Raw genomic sequence first — 14,343 nt, 5'->3', positions numbered from 1 at the left:
GAAATGATAATAGAGGGGAAAGATCCCCTCTATTATTTTGCTTTTGCAGATGGCTCATTCATTGATTTTCGTGTAATTAGAAAGGAAATCATAAGAGCAGAAAGAATAATAAGGGCTATAAATAAGTGATTTGGCAACCAATCTAATAATAATACGTAGCTGACGGTATAAAAAATAAGAGTTGAAGCTAAAAACGATAGAGCGCCTATCATAAGAGATTGTAATTTCATTTGTATTTACCTCCTTTTATTTTTATTTTTGGCTAAAAATGGATGGAATAAACATTATTTCTAACAATAGAAAAAAATATGTCATAATAGAGAAAAAGAATAAGTTTTGATGAGTGTATATGGCTCAATAAAGCGAGATAAAGGAGAGGAATATGAAAAATAATAAAAAAGGATTATGGGGAGTTATAGTTGCAATAGGGTTATTTTTACTATCTAAGTTAAAATGGGTATTTGCAATTTTTAAGTTAGCAAAATTTTCAACAGTATTTAGTATGTTTTTATCGCTTGGTGCATACGCAGTCATATATGGTTGGAAGTTTGGGGTAGCACTCGTATATTTATTGTTTGTACATGAGATGGGGCATTTATGGGCAGCGAGAAAGAAAGGGATACCAACATCGCCAGCAATCTTCATACCATTTATGGGAGCTCTTATTGGGATGAAAGAGATGCCGAAAAATGCAAAAGATGAAGCTTACATTGCATATATGGGACCTCTTTTCGGATTGCTTTCATTTTTACCTGCGATCCCACTGTATATAATCACGAAAGAGCCGTTTTGGGCGCTTATTATTTTACTTGGAAGTATGATTAATTTCTTTAATTTAATTCCAGTTTCTCCATTAGATGGTGGACGAATAATTTCAGTTGTAAGCACGAAAATTTGGGGAGCAGGGCTAGTTTTACTACTCGGCTATTCTATTTACTTCAAGAGTATTTTAGGAGGGTTTATTTTTATTATCGGCTGTATGGAACTATATAGAGTAATAAAGAGAGATGAGCCGATTAAGGAATTAGGATATAAAATCGATGGAATGACAGGATATGTTGCTAGGCTTGAAGAGGAATTAAAAGAAACTGGTGCGGTGCATCGAACGATTTATATGATTCACCATGAAATGAATGTATTAAGACAAAGAGAACGTGAAAAAGAATTAAAAACAGGAGAACTTCAAAAGATTGAAGTGCTAGAGTACCTTTTACCAAAATTTGAGCCACTTGATTATGTCCCATATGAAGATGAAAAAGAAATGCATACAATTCATATAAGAGAAGCATTTGAAATGTCAGAAAGAAAATTAAATGAATGGGAAACAGAAAAGGAACAACAAGAAAATTATTATAAAGTCGATACGAAAACGAAATGGACAGTATTTGCTTGTTATATCGGATTAATGGCTATACTCGGTTATACAGCTTATGAAGGTTATGTTGTTTTACAAGAGCATTTACCAAGGAGAAGTTTGTAGAAAAATAGTGTCGAAATGAAAAGGAGGATTTAAACAGGAATTACATTTCTACGAGAGAATGTTACAAGTGTAACAGTACATTGTAATATTCATAGTAGAAAAGGGGTTCTGTATATGAAGAAATTGTTAAGTGTATTGGTAACTATTACTGTGATGGCAATAGCGAGCTATAGTCTTATGAAAGTACTATTATATTATGCGAATAAGTCTGCTGGAGTAAATACAGTAGCACAAATAGAAGAGGTGCAAGAGAAGAAGAAGACACTCGATTTTGTTCGTACGACACATGAAAGTTATAATAATTTCTTGAATTATGGCAAGGCAGAGAAATATACAGATGGGGATTGGAAACATTTTAAACAATGGTTTCAAGAGCAAGAAGCCTCTTTAAAAAATATACATAAAGAAATAAAAAATGAAAAAATAAAACGCGATGTGAATAGAAGTTATGAAATTGTAAAAAAAGGTGTGGAGCTTCAGAATATTGAGTATGTAATCTATGCTCATCGCGTATATCATGACTTGGATATACTTGTGAATAAACATAAAGGTGAAACGAATATATGGGGGTATACAGAGTTTGGAGATGGGCAGAATATAAGAGTAATTGAACAAGCAATACAAACAAAGTAGTAGGCTAGCTAGAATTCTAGTTAGCTTTTTTTTTGAGCACAATTAATGGGGGCTAATAATTAGTAGCGGATGGGAGCACATCACTATTTAAAATTTATTTAATATGTGCATTGTTCATATATTTTTCACAAAAACACCATGTTAATAGTGATTAAAATCACAATATGTATTATACAATTCAGTTAAACTAAAAACAGTTAAGGAAATAGAGGAGTGGGATACAATGTTAAGTGCAAAAACAATTGAAATCGTAAAGTCAACAGTACCGTTATTACAAGAAAAAGGCGTTGAGATTACAACGAGATTTTATCAAATTTTATTTTCGGAACATCCGGAGTTATTGAATATTTTCAACCATACGAACCAGAAAAAAGGAAGACAACAACAAGCATTAGCAAATGCTGTTTATGCAGCTGCAATGTACATTGATAATTTAGAAGCTATTATTCCAGTTGTAAAACAAATCGGTCATAAGCATAGAAGTTTAGGTATTAGAGCAGAGCATTATCCAATAGTAGGTACATGCTTACTACGAGCGATTAAAGAGGTCGCAGGCGCGCCTGATGAAGTTTTAAATGCATGGGGAGAAGCGTATGGCGTCATTGCTGATGCATTCATTAGCATTGAAGCGGGTATGTATGAAGAAGCTGCACATAAAGAAGGTGGATGGAAAGATTTCCGCAACTTTGTGATTGTTAAAAAAGTGAAGGAAAGCGACGTTATTACATCATTTTATTTAAAACCTGAAGATGGCGGGAAAGTTTCTTCATTCATCCCAGGACAATATGTAACGATTCAAATAAATATTAAAGGTGAGACATATACACATAATCGTCAATATAGCTTGTCTGATGCTCCAGGAAAAGAATATTATCGTATTAGTGTAAAGAAAGAAAAAGGTGTAGATACACCAGATGGTAAAGTATCTAATTACTTACATGATCATGTAGGGGAAGGGGATGTCTTACCAGTAAGTGCACCAGCGGGAGATTTCGTATTAAATATGGAGTCAACATTACCTGTTGTACTAATTAGTGGTGGAGTAGGTATTACACCGATGATGAGTATGTTAAATACGTTAATTGAACAAGAATCCAAGCGTAATGTATGCTTTGTTCATGCAGCGATAAATAGTAATACACATGCGATGAAAGAGCATGTTGAGACAGTAGAAAAAGAGTATGAACAAGTTAAAGCATATACTTGCTATTCTTCACCGACAGAGCAAGATGTGGAAATGAAGAATTTTGATCAAGAAGGATTCATTGAACGTGAATGGTTACAAACTATTATTCCAACAACTGAAGCAGAATTTTATTTCTGCGGTCCAGTACCATTTATGAAACATATAAATGCAGCATTAATTGATTTGGGTGTTAAACAAGAGAACATTCATTATGAATTTTTCGGTCCCGCAGCAAGCTTACAATAGGTTAACGTTGCCAAGCGAAAAACGAGGTATTATTTTACCTCGTTTTTCGCTTGTTCTCTAAGTAAGCGATTTACTGTTTCGCGGCGTACACCTATGAGCTGACCAATTTCAGTTTGTGTTAATATTTCATAAATAGGGATGTCACCTAAATAAAAGGTGAACCACTCTTGTAAACGATGAAGGCGCTCTTTAGGAGAGACAGTTGTCAATTGATCGATACGCTGTTGCATCATTCTTAACTTCGATTGTAATTGTATAGCGATATTTTCATATGATGCAGGATTTGCCTGAAGTTTGTCGTACCATTCATTGCTAATTATAGGCTCGACTTCTGTTTTCATTAAAGCGATAGCTGTACCGTGATATTCCTTCGGTGAAATTAAAGAATGGTGAGGTATCGTTTCACCAGGAACGATAATATTAAATAAAAATGGTGTTCCGTCTTCTTCTAACCGAATCACTTTTAATAAACCTGTTTTTATAAAATATAATGGACCGTCCTCACCTTGACGGAATAATACATCTCCCTTATGTAGAATCAATGTTAGCCCCCCATTAAAACATTTCTATTTCTTATATTTTAGCGTATATGTATAAAGACAATATGCTTTTTAAACAGCAATTTCATTGACGAAATGTATGCTATTACAGTAGTATACTATTTAGTGTGTAATAGTACTAGCAATGAATACGCTGTAGGGGGTTTAGTATATTGTTAGATGCGATGAAGATGACGGATATGAGAATTCCGGCGAATGCTATCATTCATGTAGAAGAGATGAAAGGTGGAGTCGTTTTATCCGTTGAAATAGACGGCCAAATTATTTATACGATGGCTTATGATGAAGAAACAGATAGTTATGCTGAATTATATGATCGAAACGATAAGAGGGCGTGCCAAGTACATGAAGACTTTATGGGATGGTCACTTCTTCACTAAAAAGATGTCAATATGACATCTTTTTTTATTGAATCGATAGATTATACAAAGAAATGAAATATAAGGATAAAATTTGTAATAAATGATTTTGCATTGTTAGCGCTTTGTAACTGTAAGATAACTGTTTTTTCGCTATCATAAAGATAACAGTCATAGCTATAGGAGTGGTCAACTTGAAGAAATTACATATTTCAAATTTTATGCTATTAAGTGTTTGTTTAGTTTTATTTGTTCTCCTAGGAGCCTTTTTATATTCATGTGTATAAGAAAAAACGCATTCTAGAAAGAACGCGTTATAAAAATGAAGTAATGATTAATCTAGTTCCAAGAATAATTAATGTGATACGTAATAAATTAATTATTGCATTACCGCTTAATTTTGTGTTAATATAAGCCCCGATTTTTCCGCCAATCCATGCACCAGGAATAAGAATTAATGCATAAGCCCAGCTGACATTTCCTAGAGAGATGTGAGTTAAAGAACTTACAATTGCTGAGAGAAATACGATAAACATTGAAGTTGCTACAGCAATGTGTGCTGGGAACGCAAAAAGGAGCATCATCGCTGGCACAAGTAAGGCACCACCACCGATTCCAAATAATCCGGATATAAATCCAACTATAAAGGCAATAAAGATAGCGAGAAATGGTGGGAATTGATAGTCTACAGTATTTCCTTTGTTATCTGTAAAAGATCGCTTAATTACAGTCATATTTGATAGGGAAAGAGGTTTCAATTTGTCTCGTAGTATAAGAAGAATGGAGACGAATATAAGAAAAATCCCAAAGTATAAAGAAAATGTATCTTGGTTTAAAAATTTGTTTGCCCATGATCCGATAATACCACCAGGGCCACTCCCGATAAATAAAATAAGTCCACTTTTATAATCTACCCGTTTATGTTTCATATAAGTAAGGGTAGAAGCCAGCCCTGTAAAAACGACTGTTACCATAGAAGTTCCTACTGCGAGTTGTGGTGATAAACTGTGTAATCCAATTAATAACGGAACGATAATAATTCCGCCTCCAAGTCCGACTAGGCTCCCGACTGTCCCGGCGATTAATCCGATGAAAAGTAACATGATGTATTCCAAAATTGCCAACTCCTCTATATAACTTATCCATCAATCATTATACACGCTTTTTAATAAGAAATAGGCTTGTTCACAAAAAAGTCGTCTTCCTAGAAAAATAAGGAAGACGACTTTTGATTAAAAGATTAAGTGTAATAAGTAGTAAAATAATGCAGCTAAAGAAGCTGAAATAGGAAGTGTAATAACCCATGTAATTAACATGCGTTTTGCAGTTCCCCATTTTACACCTTTCACGCGATGTGAAGCACCAACTCCTAAAATAGAAGAAGAGATAACGTGCGTCGTACTAACCGGTAAGTGAATAAATGTTGCGCCGAAAATAACAAGTGATGATGATAAATCGGCAGCTACACCATTTACAGGACGAATTTTCATAATTTGTCCACCGACAGTTTTAATAATTTTCCAACCACCGACAGAAGTACCAAGACCCATTGCGATTGCACAAGATAATTGTACCCAGAAAGGGATATCGCCAGAAGTATGATAGTTATTGGCCATAAGAGCCATCGTAATGATTCCCATTGCTTTTTGTGCATCATTCGTACCGTGCGTATAAGCTTGCAATGCAGCGGTGAAAATCTGGAATATACGGAAGTTCTTGTTCGTTTTCGTTAAGTTAAAGTTTTTAAATACCACTTTAAAAATACTATATACGATGTAACCAATAACAAAAGCGATGATCGGTGAAATGATTAAAGCTTCAAGAATTTTTATAAACCCTTTATAGTTTAATGAGCTAATACCAGCAGCAGCAATTGCTGCACCAGCGATTGCGCCAATGATTGCATGCGAAGAACTACTTGGAATGCCATAGTACCAAGTGATCAAATTCCAGACTATTGCCGCAAGCAAAGCAGCTAAAATTACAAGAGAACCATTTTGCAAAGCAAACGGGTCAACAATATCTTTTGTAATCGTTTTTGCTACACCTGTAAATGTCATCGCACCTAAAAAGTTCATAATAGCTGCCATAACAATTGCATGTCTAGGCTTTAGAGCTTTCGTTGAAACAGCCGTTGCAATAGCGTTTGCTGTATCGTGAAATCCATTGATAAAGTCAAAAGCTAAAGCGCAAATGACTACTAAAACGGTCAGTATCAAGAGTGTATCCATGATCAAACTCCTTACGCGTTCTTCATAATGATTGTTTCTAATACGTTTGCAACGCTTTGACAGCTATCAGCTACTTCTTCAAGCTCTTCGTAAATCTCTTTAAATTGAATAATCTTAATCGGATCTTTCTCACGAGAGAATAAGTGCTTAATCGCATGACGGCGAATATCATCACATTGTGACTCGTAATCCTTAATCTTGATCGCATTTGTACGAATATCGACTAATTTCTTTTTAGAAAGTAGTTCAACAGAATTTGCAATCTCAATCGCACATTGATTAATTGCTTCAACGAATTTAATCATGTATTCATCAGCTTCTGTAATAGAATACATTTCGAATAGACCAGCACTGTGATCTAATCCGTCTAATACATCATCCATACTCATTGCAAGTTGTAGGATGTCTTCACGTTCAATAGGAGTAATAAACGCTTTGTTTAGCTCCATAATGATTTCGTGAATGAATGAGTCACCTTTTGACTCATACTCTTTCATGCGCATAGAAAACTCTTTTAAATCGCTAGCATTTTTAATTTTATACTCCACGAAAAACTGCGCGCCTTCTTTTAAATTTTCGGAAACGTTCATAAGCATTTCAGAAAATTTATCTTTTTTTGATTTAAAGACCATTATTGTTACCCCCACAAAAGTAATATATGTAAAATATATTGGCTAATCAATTCTAACAAAAAACTGTCGTTTTTTAAAACATTTTATCGAAAAGTTTACAAAAACTTAACAAAACTCTCATTGTTGTATTAATAATATTAATACTCAACAATGAATATCTTACTTGTAGAATGTCCTTTTCTTGCAAAAAGTATGAATGTGAAAGAAAAGCTTTACACTATAGGAACGACTACGTTATTATAATAAATTTAAAAGGAGGTATATTCTTCCTTTTAAAAAAAGAGTGTAAACAAATGAAGGAAGTGAACCAATGAAATTGAAGAACACTCACTTTAAAAAAACGCTTGAGTGGTTCAATAAGAGGAAGAAACTACGCAATTCATTAATTGTATTGGGAAGTTTACTTGCTACTCTATTTATTGTTGTAAATATAATAATTTCCATTCAAGATATATCTGAATTAAAACAAGCTGTTCCACAACCGACTTTAATTTATGATGCAAATAATGAAGTTGCGACTAAATTAGCTTCTTCTAAAACAGAAGGGGTCAAAAGGAAAGATATTCCTGATATTATGGTTCAAGCAATTGTTGCAGTAGAAGATAAGGAATTTTTTAGTCATCATGGTATTTACTATAGTGGAATTATAAGTGCTGTATTTAAGAACATTACAGCCGGTGAAGTTGTGGCAGGTGGTAGTACAATTACACAACAACTTGCGAAAAATGTATTTTTAACGCAAGACCGTACATTCTCGCGTAAAATAAAGGAATACTTTCTAACGAAAAAAATAGAACGTACTTATACGAAAGATGAAATTGTTGAAATGTATATGAATCAAATTTATTTTGGTGAAGGTGCTTGGGGGATAAAAAGAGCAGCTAAATCTTATTTTGATAAAGAAGTAAAAGACTTAACGATTTCAGAAGCTGCAACGATTGCAGGATTAATTAAAGCGCCATCTGCGTATTCGCCGTATAAAAACTTTAATAAATCAATTGAAAGACGTAATGTCGTATTAGGTTTAATGAAGGAGCAAGGATATATTTCTGAAGAACAATATAATCAGGAGAAAGAATCAGGTCTTGTATTACGACGTGGTGTTGACGATAAATATAAGGGAAAATATTCTCAATACGTAGATTATATTGTTAGAGAAGCGATGGACAAGTATGAATTAACACAAAATGAAATTTTAGCAGGTGGCTATCGTATTTATACGGAACTTGACTCGAAAAAACAACAAGCGGTTGAAGATGTTGTGAATAATGATAGTTATTTTAAAGATAGTGGCTCAGATCAGCTTATGCAAACGGGAGTGGTCCTTATGAATCCAAAAACTGGCGGTGTTCCGGCTTTAGTTGGAGGCAGAGGTCCTTATCAATTTTTACAGTTTAATCATGCAACACAATTAAAAAGACAGCCAGGTTCAACGTTAAAGCCTCTTGCAGTGTATGTACCAGCGTTAGAACAAGGATATGAAGTATACGATGTCTTAAAAGATGAACCGTTTAATATTAAAGAATATGCACCACAAAATAGTGATCATACGTTCCATGGTAATGTGACGATGTATGAAGCGGTGGCAAAGTCATATAATGTTTCAGCAGTTTGGCTATTAGAGAAAATTGGATTAGATAAAGGATTGAAATCTTTAGAGCGGTTTGGTATTCCATTAGAGCCTGAAGACCATACGTATCCGATTGCTTTAGGAGGTATGCATGTAGGGACTTCACCATTTGTAATGGCTCAAGCGTATAGCGCACTTGCAAATGATGGTGTCCAAGTAGAAGCTCATGCCATTAGAGAAATCCAAAATGCTGAAGGGAAAACAATTGGAAAATGGTATAAGAAAGAAACTCGTGTGACGAACGAGAAAGTTGCCCAAAAGATGACATACTTATTAAAAGGTGTTATTGAAAGGGGAACAGGTGAAAAAGCGAAAGTTAATAATATCGATACCGCAGGCAAGACAGGGACTACCCAGCTTGTAAATGGACCAAGCACTGGTGCGAAGGATTCGTGGTTTGTTGGATACACACCGGATTTAGTAGGTGCGATTTGGGTAGGGTATGATAAAACGGATAGTGAGCATTATGTGCCAGGAGGCAGCCAAATTACAACGACAATGTTCCGGGATATTATGAAGAAAGCGAATGGAAATCCAACTCAAAAGGCATTTCAGTTATCGCTAATACCTGAGGCGGATTATACAAAACAATTAAAAACGATTGAGGAAGAAAAACGAAGGAAAGAAGAAGAGAAAAAACGAAAAGAAGAGGAACAACAAAGAAAAGAACAGCAAAATGAATGGATAGATAAAGTGAAAGAGTGGATTCCATTTTGGTAAAAAAAGAGGCGAATAACGAGTTCGCCTCTTTTTTATGAGAAATGAGCGGTTTTATCTCGGTTCAAAATGTGGCAACAGAAAAGAAGTTAGGTGAGAATCGAGCTGCCTATAAAAATTTGATGGGTTTAACTTAATAATCCGTGGGGATGGGAAAAGCGCCACGGATTAAAGCTTCAGTTTATTTATTTAGCGTAACATTGGTCCTACCGAAGGATTGAGAATCATACGTGACGGTTATTATTCCTTTACTAATAGGTTCATATGGCAATTCCTCTTCGAAATTTCCAGTATTTTCATTATGGATAGAGAGTGTTATTTCATCAACGTCTTTATTTTTATATTGATCTTTAATCGTTTCAGCGATTTGAAGTAGGTTTTCATAACTAGAAGCTTCTGTAATAAGCATTCCTTTTATAACTTTTTTTTCATTTTGTGTGGAAGAGGAATACGGGATGTTGTTTTGTTTTGTATACAGAAGTTCGTATGGAATTGTTTTTCTTTCTGCTTTTGAAACATTTGAATAGTTTAGAGTTAAAAGAAACCCTATACATAAAATTATGCATACCATAAGAACAAACCAAAAACGTGTCAGTGATATAATTCGCATTGTCATCCCTCTTTCATGTCTTTGTCTTCACTATTCATCATACAAAAAGAGGATTAAGCTAGAGTAAATTTGAAGTAAAGAAACGTAAAGAAGGAGCACTTATCCTCCAAAATAAGTGCTCCTTTTTATTAAAAGGAAGATTTAACATACAATCAAAATAATACAAATTACTATAAATCAAACATTCTTGGTCGTGCAAAAGCTGTTAAAGTAACAATTGTGGAGAAAGAAACCGCACTACCGATAACGTTAGTTGAAAAATTACGAGTAGGTGGTTGACCGTTGAATGAAATACCGAATCCAAATGGTGAAGAACCCGGGAAGGTTGTAGATGCTGAGAAACTAATATCGTATACTCCTGTTTCTAAAATAGTTAAAGTATCTGAAGTGTCATTAAAAATGAGATTATTTAGTTCGAAAACTTGATTAAATTGGATATTCGTTCCAGGTGATATAGTTTGTGGATTAGAATTTCCTATTGCTGCTATAGTTACAGGGAGTGGTGTGCCCGACGGTCCAGTAGCGCCAGTAGCACCAGCCGGACCTAATGATTAATTCGTTCATAGTTCGCTTTAGGTAAAATTGGAATAGAAATAGTGAAAGTTGTACCGTTTTGATTACTAGACATTTTTAATGTACCGTTATGATTTTGAATAATTTTCTTCGTTACTGACAAGCCCAGTCCTGTTCCTGAATCTTTTGTTGAGAAGAATGGATCAAAGATATATTCTTGAATAGCTGGAGGAACCCCAGTTCCGTTATCTGTGAAAGTAATCCGAACAAAGTTATCTAGGCGATAACTAGAGATTTGAATGGAAAGAGGTCTTTCGCCTCGAGCATCGATAGCATTTTGAAATAAATTTAAAAAAACTTGCACAAGTTCATGACGATCGATATTGACAAGTACACCATCTAATTCCGTAGAAAATTCATAGTCAATAGAAATGTTGTGTAAAAAAACTTCACTAGCAAGTAGTTGTTGAATATATTCGCGTAAAAACGTATTGATGGGAAAAGGTTCTCTAGTAAATTCACGCGTTTTTGAAATGGCTAAAAATTTTGTGATAATACTATTTGCACGATCTAGTTCAGGAATGAGTAGACTTTTAAACAATTCTTTATTGGATGGAGAAACGTTATCTTGTAGAAATTGCAAGTATCCACGTACCGTTGTAAGGGGATTTCGTACTTCATGAGCAATCCCAGCTGCGATTCGTCCTGCTAATGAAAATTTTTCTGCATCACGTTCTGTGTTTAAATAATGGAAGACACTAATAACTCTAAAAATCTCTCCGTTATAATCCCGAATAATTCGATTGTTTAAAATACCATAGTTTTTGTCTAACACTTCTTCATTATATATTTCTGTTCCTGTTCTTAATGTTTCAATCGCTTTAATTTGTTCTTCTGGCAAGTTTAGTAATTGTTGAATTGGCTTTCCAATTATATCATTTCGTACTACACCAAAATCATCTGCTGCAGCTTGATTACATAAAGTTATATTTCCTTTACTATCAACAAAGGTGACATGATGTGAAAAAGCATCAAAAATATGAACAAAGTATGTTTCAAGTTGTTCAAATAAAAATAATGAATCGCAAGTAAGTTGAAAATCAGCCTTTTTATTCTCTTTTTGTATGTTTTGAATGGAATGAGTCGTTCTCGTTTTCTTTATTTGTAAACCAATATGTGGATTCTTGTATGTGAAATGATGTGGTAATTGATTCACAAGCTCTTCATATAACCGCACTTTATTTTCTAGTTCTTCTATTCGTTTTTCATGAGATACAATATCATCGTTTGGAAGCATAAATAAATAACCCCTCAATTTAAAAATTCTTCCATTTAGTATATCATATTTTTATACGGATACTCTTAAAGAAGGGGCTACTTAATGAAATTGATTAGCTGAAATGTCCGGGAAGTGAGTAGAATGGATAGAAGGTGAAGTTAAAAAGGGAGGGATATATTTGCTTTTCATTGGAGTGACAGGGTGGGGAGATCATGATTCTTTATATATAAATCCCTATGAAAATAGAAATAAATTGCGAACTTATAGTGAACATTTTCCCATTGTGGAAGTAGATAGTTCATTTTATGCGATACAACCTGCGCGGAATTATACAAAATGGGCGATGGAAACGCCGAAAGATTTTTCTTTTATAGTAAAAGCCTATCAAGGAATGACAGGACATATGAAAGGGGAAATCCCTTTTTCTACGTTCGATGAGATGTTTGATGTGTATAAACAATCCATTCTTCCTTTAATAGAAGCAAATAAATTAAAAATGATTTTATTTCAATATCCACCATGGTTTGATTGTAAAGTGAAAAATGTAGATTTACTTCGATACACGAAAGAAAAAATGGAAGATTTACCATGTGCAATAGAATTTCGAAATCAAACATGGTTTTATCCAGAAATGAGAGATAAGACGTTACAGTTTTTAGAAAAAGAAAACTGGATTCATACAATTTGCGATGAGCCTCAGGCTGGAATAGGATCAGTACCGCTTATATTAGAGGCAACAAACTCGGACATGGCGTTAATACGTTTTCATGGCCGAAATGTTCATGGTTGGCTGGATAAAGGAGAAAATTGGAGAGCGGTTCGCTGTTTGTATCGTTATAATAGTAAAGAATTGGCGGAATGGGTAGAACGATTAGAGCGATTGAAAAAGAAGACGAAGGATATATTTGTATTGTTTAATAATAATTCGGGCGGAGATGCAGCGGATAATGCGAAACAGCTTATGAAAATGATGAACATTACATATGGTGAGCCGAAGCCTGAGCAATTAAATTTGTTTGAATGATGATAAACAAGAAAGGCACTGTACAAACAGGGGGAATGTACAGTGCCTTTCTATATGAAAAAGAGGGGTAACAATGTTACTGAGCGTTTGGTTGATTCATCAATTGTTGGCTTCATAATAAATGATAATGGTTATCATTATCATTGTCAATGGTTTTTCGGAAAATAAGTAAAAAACTTTTTATCCCGCTATTTGCGGCAGTAAAACTCCTACCTCAAAATTCGGCTGGAGCAAAGAAGTTAGGTGGGAGCCCTGCTGCCCGTAAACGCCCGATTGGTGAAGGCTAATAATCAGTGGGGGATGAACAAAACCCCCACTGATTAAAGTTTCACTTTATATTTTAAATAGTAATAAAAAAAGAACAGCAATTACTGCTGTTCTTTTCCATTGATGATTTGTTGTAAATCAAAAGGAGTTATCGCTTGGATAAATTCCTTTGAGATAAGTGTTTGAACGAGAGTGCTTTCAGAAATTGTAGCACCTGTTTTCTTTTCATAAGATTTCTTTAATAAATCAAGTTTTTCAGCCGTTTCTTTCGGTAATTCAATTGTTAATGTGTTCATAATTTCTCCCCCTTACTATTAGAGTACCACTACAGTATAGGAGAGACAAGAAAAGAGAATATGAAACATAAAAAAGGTTACCAAATTTACAAATGGTAACCTTTTTATGTATAAGAGTTATTAAGCAATACCGATATACTTTAAAGTTTTGGATGGAGTACTGTGATCAAAGAAGTGTTGTAAAAATGCAATATCAACACCTGATTTGTATGCACAATAGCCCCAAGTTTTTCGAAGTGTATGTGAGCTAATCCCTTCTAATCCAACTTCTTTTGCAGCTTTGTTTAAAATGTACCATGCATGTTGTCTCGTAATAGACTTTGTTCCTTTTTGAGACTTTAATAATGGTTCATTACGTTTCCAAGTTTTACGTTCTTTCATGTAGTCTTCGATTGCGTGCTGTAAGTCTTCATTTACAGCAAACCATTTATGTTTCTTTACTTTTTCATTGTAAAATAAAATGGAATGGCGAACATTTTCGTCTTCATCGATTACATCACTAACTTTTAATTGTAAGATTTCACTTACTTTTAAGCCAGAATTTACAGCTAATACGAATAATAAGCCATCACGTTTCGAAGATTGTAAAAGTATATTTTTGATAGTTTCTAATTGTTTTTCGTTTTGAATAGGTTGTCCTGCTTGTTTCATTTTACGCACTCTCCTCTTTTATATGTGTA

The 14,343-nt window shown here is 34.2% G+C and carries 16 protein-coding genes and 1 pseudogene; 7 read left to right on the top strand and 10 right to left on the bottom strand.

From position 1 onward, the window contains the following. Positions 1-32: 32 nt before the first annotated feature. A complete protein-coding gene (locus DN408_RS14805) occupies positions 33-230 on the bottom strand; it encodes a hypothetical protein (protein WP_000776287.1) in 198 nt (65 codons plus the stop codon). Positions 231-382: 152 nt separating this feature from the next. Here DN408_RS14805 and DN408_RS14800 point away from each other — a divergent pair, with 152 nt between their 5' ends. The 3 genes from DN408_RS14800 to hmpA all read left to right on the top strand — a co-directional run bounded on the left by DN408_RS14800 (position 383) and on the right by hmpA (position 3,545). Further along, on the top strand, positions 383-1,480 hold the full coding sequence (locus DN408_RS14800) for a site-2 protease family protein (RefSeq protein WP_002186315.1): 1,098 nt from the start codon (positions 383-385) through the stop codon (positions 1,478-1,480). 114 nt (positions 1,481-1,594) lie between these two features. Continuing rightward, on the top strand, positions 1,595-2,113 hold the full coding sequence (locus tag DN408_RS14795; RefSeq protein ID WP_147740224.1) for a hypothetical protein: 519 nt from the start codon (positions 1,595-1,597) through the stop codon (positions 2,111-2,113). 223 nt (positions 2,114-2,336) lie between these two features. After that, positions 2,337-3,545, top strand: coding sequence for an NO-inducible flavohemoprotein (gene hmpA, locus DN408_RS14790; protein ID WP_078177935.1), 1,209 nt, complete (start codon positions 2,337-2,339; stop codon positions 3,543-3,545). Positions 3,546-3,574: 29 nt separating this feature from the next. Here the strand turns inward: hmpA and DN408_RS14785 are convergent, their stop codons facing one another. After that, the gene (locus DN408_RS14785; RefSeq protein ID WP_002086692.1) at positions 3,575-4,087 is read right to left on the bottom strand and encodes a Crp/Fnr family transcriptional regulator; all 513 of its coding nucleotides are present in this window, start codon (positions 4,085-4,087) and stop codon (positions 3,575-3,577) included. Positions 4,088-4,257: 170 nt separating this feature from the next. Here DN408_RS14785 and DN408_RS14780 point away from each other — a divergent pair, with 170 nt between their 5' ends. Then, entirely contained in the window at positions 4,258-4,485 is a 228-nt protein-coding gene (locus DN408_RS14780) for a hypothetical protein (RefSeq protein WP_000883004.1), read from the top strand. Between the two features lie 293 nt (positions 4,486-4,778). Here the strand turns inward: DN408_RS14780 and DN408_RS14775 are convergent, their stop codons facing one another. From DN408_RS14775 to DN408_RS14765, 3 genes are all read right to left on the bottom strand, one after another. Next, on the bottom strand, positions 4,779-5,579 hold the full coding sequence (locus DN408_RS14775; protein WP_078421980.1) for a sulfite exporter TauE/SafE family protein: 801 nt from the start codon (positions 5,577-5,579) through the stop codon (positions 4,779-4,781). Positions 5,580-5,696: 117 nt separating this feature from the next. Next, positions 5,697-6,695 (bottom strand): inorganic phosphate transporter, encoded by a 999-nt coding sequence (locus DN408_RS14770; RefSeq protein ID WP_002126356.1) that lies wholly within the window; start codon positions 6,693-6,695, stop codon positions 5,697-5,699. Positions 6,696-6,706: 11 nt separating this feature from the next. Beyond that, positions 6,707-7,327 carry a DUF47 domain-containing protein gene (locus DN408_RS14765; RefSeq protein WP_000231445.1) on the bottom strand — a complete coding sequence of 207 codons (621 nt, stop codon included), beginning with the start codon at positions 7,325-7,327 and terminating at the stop codon, positions 6,707-6,709. A gap of 310 nt (positions 7,328-7,637) precedes the next feature. Here DN408_RS14765 and DN408_RS14760 point away from each other — a divergent pair, with 310 nt between their 5' ends. After that, positions 7,638-9,677, top strand: a complete 2,040-nt coding sequence (locus DN408_RS14760) for a transglycosylase domain-containing protein (RefSeq protein WP_002126359.1) — start codon at positions 7,638-7,640, stop codon at positions 9,675-9,677. A 178-nt stretch (positions 9,678-9,855) separates the two neighbouring features. Here the strand turns inward: DN408_RS14760 and DN408_RS14755 are convergent, their stop codons facing one another. From DN408_RS14755 to DN408_RS14745, 3 genes and pseudogenes are all read right to left on the bottom strand, one after another. After that, positions 9,856-10,284 carry a hypothetical protein gene (locus tag DN408_RS14755; protein WP_002168802.1) on the bottom strand — a complete coding sequence of 143 codons (429 nt, stop codon included), beginning with the start codon at positions 10,282-10,284 and terminating at the stop codon, positions 9,856-9,858. 200 nt (positions 10,285-10,484) lie between these two features. Beyond that, positions 10,485-10,829, bottom strand: a pseudogene (locus DN408_RS32615) (Gly-Xaa-Xaa repeat protein); the annotation flags it as partial. Next, complete coding sequence (locus DN408_RS14745; RefSeq protein WP_002126365.1) at positions 10,829-12,094, bottom strand: ATP-binding protein; 1,266 nt, start codon at positions 12,092-12,094, stop codon at positions 10,829-10,831. The gene DN408_RS14745 and the pseudogene DN408_RS32615, both read right to left, overlap by 1 nt. A gap of 160 nt (positions 12,095-12,254) precedes the next feature. Here DN408_RS14745 and DN408_RS14740 point away from each other — a divergent pair, with 160 nt between their 5' ends. After that, positions 12,255-13,100 (top strand): DUF72 domain-containing protein, encoded by an 846-nt coding sequence (locus tag DN408_RS14740; RefSeq protein WP_002086674.1) that lies wholly within the window; start codon positions 12,255-12,257, stop codon positions 13,098-13,100. A gap of 149 nt (positions 13,101-13,249) precedes the next feature. Further along, a complete protein-coding gene (locus DN408_RS31460) occupies positions 13,250-13,387 on the top strand; it encodes a hypothetical protein (RefSeq protein ID WP_003188136.1) in 138 nt (45 codons plus the stop codon). Positions 13,388-13,468: 81 nt separating this feature from the next. On the opposite strand, the gene DN408_RS14735 is transcribed toward DN408_RS31460, so the two are convergent. Then, a complete protein-coding gene (locus DN408_RS14735) occupies positions 13,469-13,663 on the bottom strand; it encodes a DUF3924 family protein (RefSeq protein ID WP_002011737.1) in 195 nt (64 codons plus the stop codon). A 120-nt stretch (positions 13,664-13,783) separates the two neighbouring features. Then, the gene (locus DN408_RS14730) at positions 13,784-14,314 is read right to left on the bottom strand and encodes a tyrosine-type recombinase/integrase (RefSeq protein WP_000806230.1); all 531 of its coding nucleotides are present in this window, start codon (positions 14,312-14,314) and stop codon (positions 13,784-13,786) included. Positions 14,315-14,343: the final 29 nt, after the last annotated feature.

The organism is Bacillus sp. AR13-1 (genome assembly GCF_008042285.1).
In the GTDB taxonomy this organism is placed as follows: Bacteria; Bacillota; Bacilli; order Bacillales; family Bacillaceae_G; genus Bacillus_A; species Bacillus_A mycoides.
This window is presented reverse-complemented; position numbering and strand designations above follow the sequence as displayed.